12 protein-coding genes are annotated in these 14,880 nt (G+C 64.1%); 3 read left to right on the top strand and 9 right to left on the bottom strand.

The window, feature by feature from the left end; genetic code table 11:
• Positions 1 to 161 precede the first annotated feature (161 nt).
• Entirely contained in the window at positions 162 to 1,061 is a 900-nt protein-coding gene (locus ACKLLE_RS18835; protein WP_420058737.1) for a hypothetical protein, read from the top strand.
• A gap of 180 nt (positions 1,062 to 1,241) precedes the next feature.
• On the opposite strand, the gene ACKLLE_RS18830 is transcribed toward ACKLLE_RS18835, so the two are convergent.
• From ACKLLE_RS18830 to ACKLLE_RS18790, 9 genes are all read right to left on the bottom strand, one after another.
• Positions 1,242 to 2,210: a peptide ABC transporter ATP-binding protein gene (locus ACKLLE_RS18830; RefSeq protein WP_064302773.1), complete on the bottom strand. Its 969-nt coding sequence runs from the start codon at positions 2,208 to 2,210 to the stop codon at positions 1,242 to 1,244.
• On the bottom strand, positions 2,210 to 3,178 hold the full coding sequence (locus ACKLLE_RS18825; RefSeq protein ID WP_064302774.1) for an ABC transporter ATP-binding protein: 969 nt from the start codon (positions 3,176 to 3,178) through the stop codon (positions 2,210 to 2,212). The genes ACKLLE_RS18830 and ACKLLE_RS18825 overlap by 1 nt, the downstream gene beginning before the upstream one ends.
• 10 nt (positions 3,179 to 3,188) lie before the next feature.
• The gene (locus tag ACKLLE_RS18820; protein ID WP_420058736.1) at positions 3,189 to 4,106 is read right to left on the bottom strand and encodes an ABC transporter permease subunit; all 918 of its coding nucleotides are present in this window, start codon (positions 4,104 to 4,106) and stop codon (positions 3,189 to 3,191) included.
• 10 nt (positions 4,107 to 4,116) lie between these two features.
• The gene (locus tag ACKLLE_RS18815) at positions 4,117 to 5,127 is read right to left on the bottom strand and encodes an ABC transporter permease subunit (protein WP_064302776.1); all 1,011 of its coding nucleotides are present in this window, start codon (positions 5,125 to 5,127) and stop codon (positions 4,117 to 4,119) included.
• Positions 5,128 to 5,201: 74 nt separating this feature from the next.
• Positions 5,202 to 6,797 carry an ABC transporter substrate-binding protein gene (locus ACKLLE_RS18810; RefSeq protein WP_420058735.1) on the bottom strand — a complete coding sequence of 532 codons (1,596 nt, stop codon included), beginning with the start codon at positions 6,795 to 6,797 and terminating at the stop codon, positions 5,202 to 5,204.
• 66 nt (positions 6,798 to 6,863) lie between these two features.
• Positions 6,864 to 8,240: an OprD family outer membrane porin gene (locus ACKLLE_RS18805; RefSeq protein ID WP_420058734.1), complete on the bottom strand. Its 1,377-nt coding sequence runs from the start codon at positions 8,238 to 8,240 to the stop codon at positions 6,864 to 6,866.
• Positions 8,241 to 8,346: 106 nt separating this feature from the next.
• Positions 8,347 to 9,942 (bottom strand): ABC transporter substrate-binding protein, encoded by a 1,596-nt coding sequence (locus ACKLLE_RS18800; RefSeq protein WP_420058733.1) that lies wholly within the window; start codon positions 9,940 to 9,942, stop codon positions 8,347 to 8,349.
• Positions 9,943 to 10,150: 208 nt separating this feature from the next.
• Positions 10,151 to 11,776 carry an ABC transporter substrate-binding protein gene (locus tag ACKLLE_RS18795; protein WP_420058732.1) on the bottom strand — a complete coding sequence of 542 codons (1,626 nt, stop codon included), beginning with the start codon at positions 11,774 to 11,776 and terminating at the stop codon, positions 10,151 to 10,153.
• 329 nt (positions 11,777 to 12,105) lie between these two features.
• Positions 12,106 to 12,813 carry an SIMPL domain-containing protein gene (locus tag ACKLLE_RS18790; RefSeq protein ID WP_420058731.1) on the bottom strand — a complete coding sequence of 236 codons (708 nt, stop codon included), beginning with the start codon at positions 12,811 to 12,813 and terminating at the stop codon, positions 12,106 to 12,108.
• A 204-nt stretch (positions 12,814 to 13,017) separates the two neighbouring features.
• On the opposite strand from ACKLLE_RS18790, the gene ACKLLE_RS18785 reads away from it, so the two are divergent.
• On the top strand, positions 13,018 to 14,280 hold the full coding sequence (locus ACKLLE_RS18785; RefSeq protein ID WP_009398165.1) for an ATP-binding protein: 1,263 nt from the start codon (positions 13,018 to 13,020) through the stop codon (positions 14,278 to 14,280).
• Positions 14,280 to 14,840 (top strand): response regulator transcription factor, encoded by a 561-nt coding sequence (locus ACKLLE_RS18780; protein WP_009398167.1) that lies wholly within the window; start codon positions 14,280 to 14,282, stop codon positions 14,838 to 14,840. Before ACKLLE_RS18785 ends, ACKLLE_RS18780 begins: the two co-directional genes overlap by 1 nt.
• Positions 14,841 to 14,880: the final 40 nt, after the last annotated feature.

Below are 14,880 nucleotides of genomic sequence, written 5' to 3'. Positions count from 1 at the left end.
AGCCATCTGCCGAACCGCCCATCCCGCATTTTGCACGGTCCTCAGACGGCCATCCCTGGCCAAACCCCCGGTTTCATTGCTTGTCATCATTGGAAACATTTGGCACGCCCGCTGCACCTCCCCTCCCGTCAAAGGACCCTTTGCTCACCGGAGAGGCATACATGATCACCAACGACTATTCACCCGCTGTCGATATCCCGAATCGTTCGGGCGTGTCCTGGGCGGCGATTTTCGCCGGGGCCGCAGCTGCTGCGGCGTTGTCATTGATTCTCGTCGTGCTCGGCGCTGGGCTCGGCTTCGCCGCCACCTCGCCCTGGGCCGACGAGGGCGCCAGCGCCAAGGCGCTGGGCATCTCGACCATCGTCTGGCTGTTGCTGACCCAGATCATCGCCTCCGGCTTCGGTGGCTACATCGCCGGCCGGCTGCGGGTGAAATGGGCCAGCCTGCACGCTGACGAGGTGTACTTCCGCGACACCGCCCATGGCTTCCTGGCCTGGGCCGTGGCCACGCTGATCACGGCGGCGATGGTGCTGGGCACGGCGGGCAGCCTGGCCAGTGCCGGTGCGCACACCGCTGCTACGGCCGGGGCCACTGCGGTCAGTGCCGCAGCCAGCAATAACAACGATGCCGATCCGATGGGTTACTTCGTCGACACCTTGTTCCGCAGCGAAGGCCCGGCCCCGGTCAGCGATGACGCAGCCAATGCCGTGGCGGCGCGGATTCTCGGGCGGGCCATCGTCGATGACAGCCTGGTGCCGGAAGACCGTGCCTACCTGGCGCAACTGGTAGCTCAGCGGACCCGCCTGACCCAGGCCGAGGCCGAAGCCCGTGTGGACCAGGTATTCGCGCAGGTTCAACAGGCCAAGGTGCAGGCCAAGCAGGCGGCGGATGCAGCAGCGAAAGCGGCGGCCTGGACGGCGCTGTGGACCTTTGTCGGTCTGCTGTGCGGGGCGTTCTTCGCCAGCCTGGCGGCGCTGTATGGCGGTCGTCGTCGCGACCAGGTGCAATGGGTTGAAGTAGACGGTGCGGGTTATGTGGCCCGGACTGCGCCGATTCGTTGAGATAAGAGGAGAGACATCATGCGTTCATTACTGCTGTGGTTCCTGGGTGTACCGATTCCTGTGATCATCCTGATCGCGATCTTCATGCATTGATCTGAAGGCCTCATCGCTGGCAAGCCAGCGCCCACAGGGGCCGCAGCGACTCGGAACCCTGTGGGAGCTGGCTTGCCAGCGATGCTTTTAGAGGAACTGCTCCGCGTAATGGCAGGCCACCTGCCGTGTCTCTACCCGCCGAAACGCCGGCACTTCCTTCGCACAGCGTTCCGTCGCATACGGACAGCGCTTGTGGAACGCGCAGCCATCAGGCGGATTCAGCGGGTTGGGCAGTTCCCCGGCAATCCTGATCTTCGGCTTGTGCGGATCCGGATGAATCGTCGGTGTCGCCGACAGTAGCGCCTGGGTATAGGGGTGCAGCGGCTTCTCGTAGATCGCCTCCTTCGGCCCCATCTCCGCCGGCCGGCCGAGATACATCACCAGCACCTCGTCCGCGACATGCCGCACTACCGCCAGGTTGTGCGAGATGAACACGTAGGCGGTGTTGAACTCCTTTTGCAGGTCCATGAACAGGTTGAGTACCTGGGCCTGGATCGACACGTCCAGGGCCGAGGTGGGCTCGTCCGCCACCAGCACCTTCGGCTGCAGCATCATCGCCCGGGCCAGGGCAATACGCTGGCGCTGGCCCCCGGAGAACATGTGCGGGTAGCGCTGGTAGTGCTCGGGGCGCAGGCCGACCTGCTGCATCATGGCCTGGACCTTTTCCCGCCGCTGTTCCTTGGACAACGAGGTGTTGATCAGCAGCGGCTCGGCCAGTTGGTCACCGATTTTCTGCCGTGGGTTGAGCGAGGCATACGGGCTCTGGAAGACCATCTGCACATCGCGGCGCAACTGCTTGCGCTCGCGCTTGCTGGCGCCGTTGACCTCCTGCCCGGCGATCTGCAGCGAGCCGGACGACGGCTCCTCGATCAGGGTCAGGGCCCGGGCCAGGGTGGACTTGCCGCAGCCGGACTCGCCGACCACGGCCAGGGTCCTGCCGGCTTCCAGCTCGAACGACACGCCGTTCAGCGCGCGGACCGTGGCGTGGCCCTTGAACAGGCCCCGGGAGACTTCGTAGTGACGGGTCAGCTCACGTGCGGTCAGGACAACGCTCATCACGCCACCTCCTGGTTCAGCGGGTAGAAGCAGCGGGCCAGGCTGTGGGCCTGGGGATCGAGACCGGGACGTTGCTGGCGGCAGTTGTCGCGCACGTAAGGGCAGCGCGGCGAGAGCAGGCAGCCGGTGGGCCGGTCATAGCGTCCGGGGACGATGCCGGGCAGGGTGGCCAGGCGCTCGGCGCCCAGGCTGTGCTCGGGAATGGCCTTGAGCAGCGCTTCGCTGTAGGGGTGGGCCGGCACGTCGAACAGCTCCGGTACCTGGCCCACCTCCACGGCCTGGCCGGCGTACATCACGCAGACCCGCCGGGCGGTTTCGGCGACGACGGCGAGGTCGTGGGTAATCAGGATCAGGGCCATGTCCCGCTCTTTTTGCAGGTTCAGCAGCAACTCCATGATCTGCGCCTGGATGGTCACGTCCAAGGCGGTGGTGGGTTCGTCGGCGATCAGCAGCTTCGGCTCGCCGGCGATCGCCATGGCGATTGCCACGCGCTGGCTCATGCCGCCGGAGAGCTGGTGCGGATAGGCATCGAGGCGGCTTTCCGGAGCCGGGATCTCCACCTTTCTCAGCAGTTCCAGGGCACGCTGGCGGGCGGCCTTGCCGCGCAGGCCGAGGTGCTGGCGCAGCACTTCCTCGATCTGGAAGCCCACGGTGTAGCTGGGGTTGAGGGCGGTCATCGGGTCCTGGAAGACCATCGCAATGTCCTTGCCGACCACCTTGCGCCGCTGGCGACCGCTGATCCTGAGCATGTCGTTGCCGTCGAAGCCGAGCTGGTCGGCGCTGATGCGCCCGGGCGGGTCGATCAGGCCCATCAGGGCCATCATGGTCACCGATTTGCCGGAGCCGGACTCGCCGACGATGGCCAGCACCTCGCCCTTGTCCACGTCGAGGTCGAGGCCGTCCACCACCGGCACGGCATCGGCGTCGCCGAAGCGCACGTTGAGATTGCGGATTTGCAGAAGTGACATGGGCTTCTCCTCAGGCGGCATTCTTGAGTTTCGGGTCCAGCGCATCGCGCAGCCCGTCGCCCATCAGGTTGATTGCCAGCACGCTGAGCAAAATGGTCAGGCCCGGCAGGCTCACGACCCACCAGGCACGTTCGATGTAGTCGCGGGCCGAGGCCAGCATGGTTCCCCATTCCGGGGTCGGCGGCTGCACGCCGAGGCCGAGGAAGCCCAGCGCGGCGGCATCGAGGATCGCCGAGGAGAAGCTCAGGGTGGCCTGCACGATCAGCGGCGCCATGCAGTTGGGCAGCACGGTGACGAACATCAGCCGCGGCAGGCTGGCGCCGGCCAGGCGGGCGGCGGTGACGTAGTCGCGGTTCAGTTCGCCCATCACCGCGGCGCGGGTCAGGCGCACGTACGACGGCAGCGAGACGATGGCGATGGCGATCACGGTATTGACCAGGCCAGGGCCGAGGATGGCAACGATGGCCACGGCCAGCAGCAGCGAGGGCAGGGCCAGCATCACGTCCATCAGGCGCATGATCGCTGCACCGAGGGCATTGGGGAAGAAGCCCGCCAGCAGGCCGAGGATGATCCCCGGGATCAGCGAGATGACCACCGACGACAGGCCGATCAGCAGCGACAGGCGCGAGCCCTGGATCAGCCGCGAGAGCAGGTCGCGGCCCAGTTCGTCGGTGCCGAGGATGAACTGCCAGTTGCCGCCTTCGAGCCACACCGGCGGGGTCAGCAGGAAGTCGCGGTATTGCTCGCTGGGGCTGTGTGGCGCGACCCAGGGGGCGAACAGCGCGCAGAAAACGATCACGCACATGAACAGCAGGCCGGCCACCGCGCCCTTGTTGCGCGAAAAGGATTGCCAGAATTCCTTGTACGGCGACGGATAGAGCAGGCTCTGGTCGATGGCTGGAGCCGGGTTTGGAGCTGGAGTATTCATGACGGCGGCCTCAGCGCTGGTGACGGATGCGTGGGTTGGCCAGGCCGTAGAGGATGTCCACGACGAAGTTGACCAGGATGACCAGGCAGGCGATCAGCAGGATGCCGTTCTGGACCACGGGGTAGTCACGGGCACCGATGGCTTCGATCAGCCACTTGCCGATGCCCGGCCAGGAAAAGATGGTTTCGGTGAGCACTGCACCGGCGAGCAGGGTGCCGACCTGCAGGCCGAACACCGTCAGCACCGGAATCAGCGCGTTGCGCAGGCCGTGGACGAAGACCACCCGGGCCGGCGACAGGCCCTTGGCCCTGGCGGTGCGGATGTAGTCCTCGCGCAGGACTTCGAGCATCGACGAACGGGTCATCCGCGCGATCACCGCCAGGGGAATGGTGCCCAGGACGATGGCCGGCAGGATCAGGTGCATCAGCGCATCCTTGAACGCGCCGGGTTCATCGGCGAGCAGGGTGTCGATGAGCATGAAGCCGGTCTTCGGCTCGATGTCGTAGAGCAGGTCGATGCGCCCGGAAACCGGGGTCCAGCCCAGGCTCACGGAGAAGAACATGATCAGGATCAGGCCCCACCAGAAGATCGGCATCGAATAGCCGGTGAGGGACAGGCCCATCACCCCGTGGTCGAACAGCGAACCGCGCTTGAGCGCGGCGATGACCCCGGCGAGTACGCCGATGACCCCGGCGAACAGCAGCGCCGCCAGGGCCAGTTCGAGGGTGGCGGGAAACAGCGCGAGGAACTCGTTCCACACGCTTTCGCGGGTGCGCAGCGATTCGCCCAGGTCGCCCTGGGACAGCTTGCCGATGTAGTCCAGGTACTGCTCGGGCAAGGGCTTGTTCAGGCCCAGCCGTTCCATGGCCTGTGCGTGCATTTCAGGGTCGACCCTGCGCTCGCCCATCATCACTTCCACCGGGTCCCCCGGTATGAGCCGTATGAGGGCGAAGGTCAGCAAGGTAATGCCGAAAAAGGTCGGGATCAGCAATCCCAGACGCCGGGCAATGAAACTCAACATCGTGTGGTGTTCCTCGTCAGCCGGTAAGGCGCGTGCCCGCTTTTCCCGGGTGGGGTTGGGCGGGCGTTCTTGTTCTACTTCACCTGGGTAGTAGCGAAGTTGTTATTGGTCAGGGGGCTGATGATGTAGCCCTCGACGTTCCGGCGCATGGCCGTGAACATCTTCGGATGGGCCATGGTTATCCACGGCCGGTCCGCATCGTACACGGCCAGGGCCTCCTTATAGAGTGCTTCTCGCTGTTGCGGGTCGATCACCTGGCGAGCCCGGTCGATCAGCGCGTCGAACCGTTCATTGCACCAACGAGCATAGTTCTCGCCGTTCTTCACCGCCTCGCAACTGAGCAGCGGGGTCAGGAAGTTATCCGGGTCGCCGTTGTCGCCGGCCCATCCGGTGGACACCAGGTCGTGCTCGCCGTTCTTCGCGCGGCGCAGCATTTCTGCCCATTCCATAACGCGGATATCCAGTTTCAGGCCGATCTGCTTGAGGTCGGCCTGGAGCATTTCGGCGCTCAGGCGCGGATTGGGGTTGGTCATGCCGCCGCCATTGCGGGTGAACAGGGTCAGCCTGGCGCCTTCCGGCACGCCGGCTTCCTTGAGCAGGGCACGGGCTTTGTCGAGGTCGCGGGGCGGGTTCCGGTTGTCGTGGTTGTAGCCGGGCAGGGTCGGCGGGTACGGGTTGACCGCCAGCACCGCGTTGCCCTGGCCGAACAACTGGTCGATATGGCTCTGGCGATCGAAGGCGATATCGATGGCCTTGCGCACCCGCACGTCCTTGAGCAGGGGATGCTCGGTGTTCATCGCCACGTAGCCGATGATCAGCGCCTCCAGTTCGGCCACCTTGAGCATCGGGTCCTGCTTGATCGAGGGGACGTCGTCGGGCTTGGGATAGACGGCAACCTGGCATTCGTTGGCGCGCAGTTTCTGCAGGCGCACGTTGTTGTCGGGGGTGATGGCGAAGACCAGGGTTTCGCTGGGCGGCGCACCGCGGAAGTAGTCCGGGTTGGCCTTGTAGCGGACCTGGGCGTCCTTGATATAGCGCTGGAAGACGAACGGGCCGGTGCCGACCGGTTTGCTGTTGAGGTCGCCGGTTTTGCCCGCCTTGAGCAACTGGTCACCGTACTCGGCCGAGTAGATCGAGGTGAAGGCCATGGCCAGGTCGCGCAGGAACGGGGCCTGGGGCTGGGTCAGGGTGAAGACCACGGTGTGGTCGTCGGTCTTTTCCACGCTCTTGAGCAATTTGCCGAAGCTCATGCCTTCGAAATAGGGAAAGCCGATGCTGGTCTTGTCATGCCAGGGATGCCCGGGGTCGAGCTGGCGGTGGAAGCTCCAGAGCACATCGTCGGCGTTCATGTCCCGGGTCGGGGTGAACCAGGGCGTGGTGTGGAACTTGACGCCCCTGCGCAGGTGGAAGGTGTAGGTGAGGCCGTCTTCGCTGATGTCCCAGCGTTCGGCCAGGGATGGCTGGATCTCGGTGGTGCCGGGCTTGAAGTCCACCAGGCGGTTGAACAGGGTCTCGGCCGCGGCATCGGCGGTGACGGCGGTGGTGTACTGGACCATATCGAAGCCTTCCGGGCTGGCTTCGGTGCAGACCACCAGCGGGCGCGCCAGAAGCCCCGTCGAGGCGCCCAGCAGCAGGGCCGCGAGCGCGGCGTGCAGGGTCAGGTTTTTCATCGGCATATCCTTTGTCGTCTCCTGCCCGGGGAGCGGGCGCCTGGGCGATCGCCCCCCGGGACCTGCTTAAAGAATGTTGAACGGAATGGTGGTCACGATGCGGAATTCATCGAGATTGCCATCGATCTGTTCTCGACTGGCGCGGTGCGCAGTGTAATAGGCGCGGATATTGGTCGCCTGCAGCGGCCCGCTCTGCACCACGTAGCTGGCCCCGAGGGACCATTCCCGGTGATGTTCGCCATCGAGGTTGCGTACATCGTAGCCGTTGCCCTTGTAGTGGGTGCCGTCGATGCCCCAGCCGCGGGCGGTGTAGGCGTTCAGGCGCAGGCCCGGCACGCCGAAGCCGGCCATGTCCAGGGCGTAGCCGACCTGGAACGACTTCTCGTTGGGCCCGTTGTAATCGGAGAACAGCGAGTTGGCGAGGAAGATCGCATTGGTGTCGTGCACGTAATCGAAGTACTCGTCGCCGTTCACCTGCTGGTAGGCCAGGGTCAGGCTGTGGGCCTGGTGCGCCAGGGTGAAGGATAGGCTGAAGGTGTCGTTGTCGATCGTCCCCAGTTTTGCCGAGCCGGTGTCGCGGGTGCCGTACCAGTTGAACCCGGTGGTCAGGGCCAGGGTGCCCTTGTCTCCCAGGTCGTGGGACGCGCCGAAGTAGTACTGGTTCCAGATGTCCTCGACATGGCCGAAGTACAGGCTGGTGGTCAGGCTGCGCAACGGCTGGTAGTTGAGGCCGGCCAGGCTGACCCGGTCGGCTTCGGCGCCCAGTGCCGAATACTCGGTGGTGAACCTGCTCTTGCCCTGTTCGGTGCGGGTCGAGACCCGTTCGAAGGTGCCGAGGTCGAAGGACAGGTTGTCGAATTCGGCGCTGTGCAGGGCGACGCCATCGAAGCTCGACGGCAAAGCGCGGTTTCCGATGTAGGCGAACACCGGCGTGTTGATCGACTGCCGACCGGCGACCAGGGTGGTGTTGGAGATGCGTGCCTGCAGGTTGGCCAGGCCGAGTTTGCTCCACTGGCCGATGACATCGCCATCGCCGTGGGTCAGGGTGCGGTTGTTCGGCCCGGCGACCCGGGCGCGGCCGCGCTCCAGGGCCAGCGCGTGGTAGCCGGCGACCTGGGTGGCGAAACCGACGGTGCCCTGGGTGAAGCCCGAGCTGTAGTCGAGAACGGTACCTTGCACCCAGTTGTCGCGGCTGTGGGTGTCGCGGCGGCTGCCGTCGCTCTTGTAGTAGCGGAACAGCGGGCCCTTGGTCGCTCGCTCGCGGGCATACCAGTTGCGCGTCCAGCCGGACAGGCTCTGGTCTTCGATGAAACCGTTGGATTCGGCCTGGGCACTGTTTTCCTTGAGCGTCAGCGGCAGGTAGTCCTGGCTGGTGGCGTCGGCCTGGACAAGGCCGGACAGGCCGCCAAGGGAAAGGGCGATTACGGTGGTGATTCGTTTCAAGGCGATGCTTCCTTTCTTGTTCTTCTTGGTGTGCCGGCGGGCCTCGCGGACCCGGCGGCCAATGCGGTGGATCGTGGCCGGTGGGCGTCGATCCGGCTGGCAGTGGTCAGTCGATGCCGACGTCGCGGAACGTGGTCTTGCCGAACGGGCTCACCAGGTAGTCCTTCACCCGCGTGCTTACCGGCTGGCTGACGGTGGAGTGGGCGATCGGGGTGATCGGTACGTTCTGCTTGATGTACTGCTGGGCCTGGCGATACAGCTCGCTGCGCTGCTCGCGGTCGTTGGTGCCCTTGGCTTTCTTCATCAGCGCGTCGTATTCCGGGTCGCACCACATGGAATGGTTGTGGCTGCCGATGGCGTCGCAGCTGTACAGGGTGCCCAGCCAGTTGTCCGGGTCACCGTTGTCGCCGGTCCAGCCGATCAGCAGGGTGTCGTGTTCACCGTTCTTGGCCCGCTTGAGGTATTCGCCCCATTCGTAGCTGACGATGTTCACCTTCAGCCCGAGCTTGCCCCAGTCGTCCTGGAGGATCTGCGCCATCAGCCGCGCGTCGGGGTTGTACGGGCGCTGCACGGGCATGGCCCAGAGGGTGATTTCGGTACCTTCCTTGACCCCGGCGTCGCGCAGCATCTGCCGGGCCTTTTCCAGATCGCGGGGTGTATCGACGATGCTCTCGTCATACGACCACTGGGTCGGAGGCATGGTGTTGACCGCCACCTGGCCGGCGCCCTGGAACACGGTCTTGATGATCGCTTCCTTGTTTACCGCCATGTCCAGCGCCTGGCGGACTTCCAGTTGGTCGAACGGCTTGTGCCGGGTGTTGTAGGCGATATAGCCGAGGTTGTAGGCGGGCTTCTCGATCAGGTTGATGTTCTCGTCGCTGCGCAGGGCCTCGAGGTCGGCGGGACGTGGATGGATGCTCACATGGCATTCGCCCTTGCGCAGCTTTTGCACCCGGACCGACGGATCGACGTTGATCGAGTAGATCAGGTTGTCCAGCCTGACCTGCTCGGGGGCCCAGTAGTCGGGGTTGCCGCGGTAGCGGATCTGGGTGTCCTTCTGGTAGCGGGTGAACACGAAGGGGCCGGTGCCGATGGGCTTGTGGGTGATGTCCGAGGGGGTGCCGCGGGCCAGCAGGTGTTCGGCGTATTCGGCCGAGAGAACCGAGGCGAAGCTCATGGCGAGGTTCTGCAGCAGCGTCGCGTCGGGGTGGTTGAGGGTGAAGGTCACGCTCATCGGGCCGGTCTTTTCCACCTTGGCGATGGTCTTGTCCATGCCCATGGCGCTGAAGTAGGGGAACACGGTGCCGTAGGCCATGCGGAAGGGGTGGGTCGGGTCGAGCATGCGGTTGAAGGTGAACACCACGTCGTCGGCGTCGAACTCGCGGCTCGGGGTGAAACCGGCATTGCTGTGGAACTTCACCCCGGGGCGCAGGTTGAAGGTGTACACCAGGCCGTCGTCGGAGATGGTCCAGTCGGTGGCCAGGGACGGTTGAATGCCCGTGGCCCCCCGTTCGAACTCCACCAGGCGGTTGTACAGCGGTTCGGACACGTCGTTGTCGGTACCGCTCTGGTATTGCGCGGTGTCGAAGCCCGAGGGGCTGCCTTCCGAGCAGAACACCAGGTTGCCCTTGGCCAGGCCGAAGGGCGAATGGGCCAGCAGACCGGCTCCGAGCAAGGCGGCGAAGAGAGACGTCTTACGCATGGGAATTCCCTGTCTTGTCGTCATTATTGGAAGTTTCCGCAGCACGCAGCGAATCCTCGCTCACGCATCACGGCACCGTTCCCAAGGTAAGTGGGTACGGAGGAGACGACGAGGTACACAGGGAGCAAATTGGGGTGGGAGCTTTCCGGCTGAGTTGAGGAAATTTCAGACAGGTGTAGGAGCTGGCTCGCCAGCTCCTGCCTTGGGTTTATGGCTTCACGCTGACGCCGTAGAAGTCATTAAGGGCGAAGGGGCTGATCTTGAAGCCCTCGACGCTCTTGCGCATCGGCTGGTAGACCGTGGAGTGGGCGATCGGCGTGATCGGCACCTGGTCCTTGAGGATGTGCTGGGCCTGCTTGTACAGCTCGGTGCGCTTGGCCTGGTCGGGGGTGCGCTTGGCCGCCTTCACCAGTTTGTCGTAGTCGGCGTTGCACCAGTGGGAGAAGTTGTTGCCGTTGACCGCATCGCAGCCGTAGAGGGTGCCGAGCCAGTTGTCCGGGTCACCGTTGTCGCCGCTCCAGCCGATCAGCATGGCGCCGTTCTCGCCGTCCTTGGCGCGCTTGATGTACTCGCCCCATTCGTAACTGACGATGCGCGCCTTGATGCCGATCTTCGCCCAGTCGGACTGGATCATCTCGGCCATCAGCTTGGCGTTGGGGTTGTACGGCCGCTGTACCGGCATGGCCCACAGGGTGATCTCGGTACCCTCCTTGATGCCGGCCTCCTTGAGCAACGCCTTGGCCTTCTCGACGTTGTATTCGGTGCCCTTGATGGTGTCGTCGTACGACCACTGGGTCGGCGGCATGGCATTGACTGCCAGTTCGCCCGCACCCTGGTACACCGAATCGATGATCTGCTGCTTGTTCACCGCCATGTCCAGGGCCTGGCGCACCTTGAGCTGGGCCATGGGGTTGGGCTCGTTGCTGCCCTTGATCTTGTCCATCACGTTATAGGCGATGTAGCCGAGGTTGAAACCGGCCTGGTGCGGCATCTGCAGGTTCGGGTCGGCCTTGAGCGCGTCGAGGTCGGCAGGACGGGGGAAGAGGGTGATCTGGCACTCGTTCTTCTTCAGTTTCTGCATGCGCACCGAGGCGTCGGTGGTGATGGCGAAGATCAGGTTGTCGATCTTCACCTCGTCGGGCGACCAGTAGTCCTTGTTGCCCTTGAAGCGGATCTGCGCGTCCTTCTGGTATTTGCTGAACACGAAAGGACCGGTGCCGATCGGCTTCTGGTTGATGTCCGCGGCTTTGCCCTGCTTGAGCAACTGCTCGGCGTATTCGGCGGACTGGATCGAGGCGAAGCTCATGGCAATGTTCTGGATGAACGCGGCGTCGACTTCGTTGAGGAGGAATTTGACGGTGTGCGCGTCGACCTTCTGCACCTGCTTGATGTTGGCATCCATGCCCATGTCGGTGAAGTATGGGAACTCGGTGGGGTAGGCCTTGCGGAACGGCATGTCCTTGTCGAGCATGCGGTTGAAGGTGAACAGCACGTCGTCGGCGTTGAAGTCGCGGGTGGGCTTGAAGTAATCGGTGGTATGGAACTTGACCCCTTCGCGCAGGTGGAAGGTGTAGGTCAGGCCGTCATCGGAAACGTCCCAGCTGGTGGCCAGCCCCGGGATGACCTGGGTGCCGCCGCGCTCGAACTGGGCGAGGCGGTTGAACACGGTTTCCGAGGACGCGTCGAAGTCGGTACCGGTGGTGTACTGGCTCGGGTCGAAGCCGGCGGGGCTGCCTTCGGAGCAGTAGACCAGGTTGGAAGCGGCCTGGGCGACCGGTGTGGCGGCGAGCAGACCTGCGCCGACAAGGAACGGAATGACTGCGGTTTTCAGCATGGTGGCCTCATTGTTGTCATTGTGATCTGAGGGCGGCCTTGTGAGCCGACCCGCGGATACTTATGCAGGTACTGGACCTGGTGCAACGCTTGAGGATAGCTTCTGACAGCAATTTCGGAACGTTCGTACAGGAATGTCGCGATTGTGTAACTTTGTGCGAGTTGAACGTTTGCGTGGGAGAAATTGCAGAACTTGAATGCGACACGGGCCCCTGTGGGAGCGGGTTCATCGGGGCGCCGAACCGCCGCGATTACGTCGGTGGATTCACCGTTGCAATCGCGGGTAAACCCGCTCCCACAGGAGCCCGTGTCGCTCTTTAGAGAGGTGGCTTACATCTGCACTTCAATGGTGCCATCGGCATTGACGCTGACCTGCGTCGTCCCCGCCTCGACCTGCGGCGAAGGTGCCGCCTCGGCATCCATGCTGGCTTTCATCATCATCGGTGCACGCAGGTACGGCTGTGGATAACCACTGCTGTTGAGGTTCAGGCTGACCACCTTGTAGCCCTTGCCGCCCAGCGCTTCGGTGGCGATCTGCGCCCGTGCCTTGAAGGCATCGACCGCGTCCTTGATCAGTGCGTCCTCGCTGGTCTTGCGCGTGGCCGGGGCGATGGCGAAGTCCATGCCGCCCATCTTCAGTTGTTGCAGCAGTTCGCCGGTCAGTTTGGACAGGGCAGGGAAGTCGCCGCTTTCCAGGCGCAGTTCGGCGCGCTCGCGCCAGCCGGTGATCTTCTGACCCTTGTCGTCATAGATCGGGTAAGCGTTGCGGCTGCCCTGGCTGATCTTCACATCCTTGACCTGGCGCGCCTGTTCCAGCGCCTTGTTGAGGGTGGTGGTGATCTCGGCGGCGAGCTTGGCCGGGTCGGTGTTCTGCGCTTCGCTGTAGAGGGTCACGACCATCAGGTCGCGGGCGACTTCCTTGCTCGCTTCGGCGCGCAGGGAAATCTGGTTGTAACGCGGCTCGTCCGCCAGAACGGGAAGGCTGGTCAGCAGGCTGGCGACCAGCAGGGCCTTGGCGCTACGGCTTGGGGTATTCATGTGCGGCTCCTTGAAAAATGGGCGTGGCCGGTACCATCCTGTGCACCACGCAGACTCGATCAGACCTTGAAAGTAGCACCAAGGTTCCAAATGACTATCATTTAACCGGCCTGCGGTGTGGCGAGTTGCCGCATCGCTGCAGTGCAGGACGTCCCTTCGGTATACTTCGCCACGGTTTACCTGGAGCACTCATCAGGAGAGCTCATGCTCGCCCCGGTCAAAATGCAAATGTTGTCTGCCACCCGCCAGAACCTCTGGCGCCTTACGTTCATCCGTACCCTGGTACTGGCGGCCCAGGCCGGCTCGGTGGCGGTCGCCTATTGGACCGAACTGCTGCCGCTGCCCTGGCTGGCGCTGAGCGTCACCCTCGGCTTTTCCATGGTGCTCTGCCTGGTGACCGCCCTGCGCCTGCGTGCCTCGCTGCCGGTCACCGAGCTGGAATACGCCGTGCAGCTGGCCTGCGACCTGCTGATCCACAGTGCCCTGCTGTACTTTTCCGGCGGCTCGACCAACCCCTTCGTTTCCTATTACCTGGTACCGCTGGCGATCGCCGCGGTTACCCTGCCGTGGGTCTATTCGCTGATCCTCTCCGGTATCGCCCTGGTTGCCTACACCTTGTTGCTGGTGCAGTTCTATCCGCTGGATACCTTCCCCATGGCCAGGGAAAAGATGCAGATCTACGGCATGTGGCTGAGCTTCGCCCTGGCGGCAGCGGTCATCACCTTCTTTGCCGCGAAGATGGCCGAGGAGTTGCGCCGCCAGGAAGCCTTCCAGGCCCAGCGTCGCGAAGAAGGCCTGCGCGACCAGCAACTGCTGGCCGTGGCCACCCAGGCGGCCGGCGCCGCCCACGAACTGGGCACACCGCTGGCGACCATGAGCGTGTTGCTCAACGAGATGCGCCAGGATCACACCGACCCCCTGCTGCAGGAGGACCTGGCGGTGTTGCAGGAGCAGGTCAAGCAGTGCAAGCACACCCTGCAGCAACTGGTCCGCGCTGCCGAGGCCAACCGGCGCATGGCGGTGGAAGAGCAGCCGGTGACCTTCTGGATGGACGAGGCGCTGAACCGCTGGCACCTGATGCGTCCGGAAGCCAGCTATCGCTTCCAGCGCCTCGGACAGGGGCTGGTGCCACACCTGGCGCCGCCACCCGACCTGACCCAGGCCTTGCTGAACCTGCTGAACAACGCCGCCGATGCCTGCCCCGACGGGCTTGAGGTGCAGCTCGACTGGGATGCCACGGATATCGTCATCAGCATCCGCGATCACGGCCCCGGCGTACCGGTGGCCATTGCCGAGCAGATCGGCAAACCCTTCTTTACCACCAAGGGCAAAGGCTTCGGTCTTGGCCTGTTCCTGAGCAAGGCCAGCGTGACCCGTGCTGGCGGCTCGGTAAAACTCTATAGTCACGAAGAGGGCGGTACGCTGACCGAGCTGCGCCTGCCCCGTGACGCGCGAGGAGACGTGTGATGAGTGATGAAATCCAGGTTGAAGGTGAAGACCTGCCGCACCTGCTGCTGGTCGACGACGATGCGACCTTTACCCGGGTGATGGCCCGGGCCATGGCTCGCCGCGGTTTTCGCGTCAGCACTGCCAGTTCCGCGGATGCCGGGTTGTTGATCGCCCAGCAGGACGTTCCCGACTACGCTGCGCTGGACCTCAAGATGGACGGCGACTCGGGCCTGGTCCTGTTGCCCAAGCTGCTGGAACTGGACCCGGAAATGAAGGTGGTGATCCTTACCGGTTACTCCAGCATCGCCACTGCCGTCGAAGCCATCAAGCGCGGCGCCTGCAACTACCTGTGCAAGCCGGCGGATGCCGATGACGTGGTGGCGGCGCTGTTGTCCCAGCACGCGGACCTGGACACCCTGGTGCCGGAAAACCCGATGTCGGTGGACCGCTTGCAATGGGAGCACATCCAGCGCGTGCTGACCGAGCACGAAGGCAACATTTCCGCCACGGCCCGCGCCCTGGGCATGCACCGTCGGACCTTGCAGCGCAAGTTGCAGAAGCGGCCGGTTCGTCGCTGAGTCGTTCATTGCCCTTGAGGGCCTCATCGCTGGCAAGCCA

Origin of the sequence: Pseudomonas bharatica (assembly GCF_048586865.1) — a bacterium.
GTDB classification, from domain to species: domain Bacteria; phylum Pseudomonadota; class Gammaproteobacteria; order Pseudomonadales; family Pseudomonadaceae; genus Aquipseudomonas; species Aquipseudomonas bharatica.
This window is presented reverse-complemented; position numbering and strand designations above follow the sequence as displayed.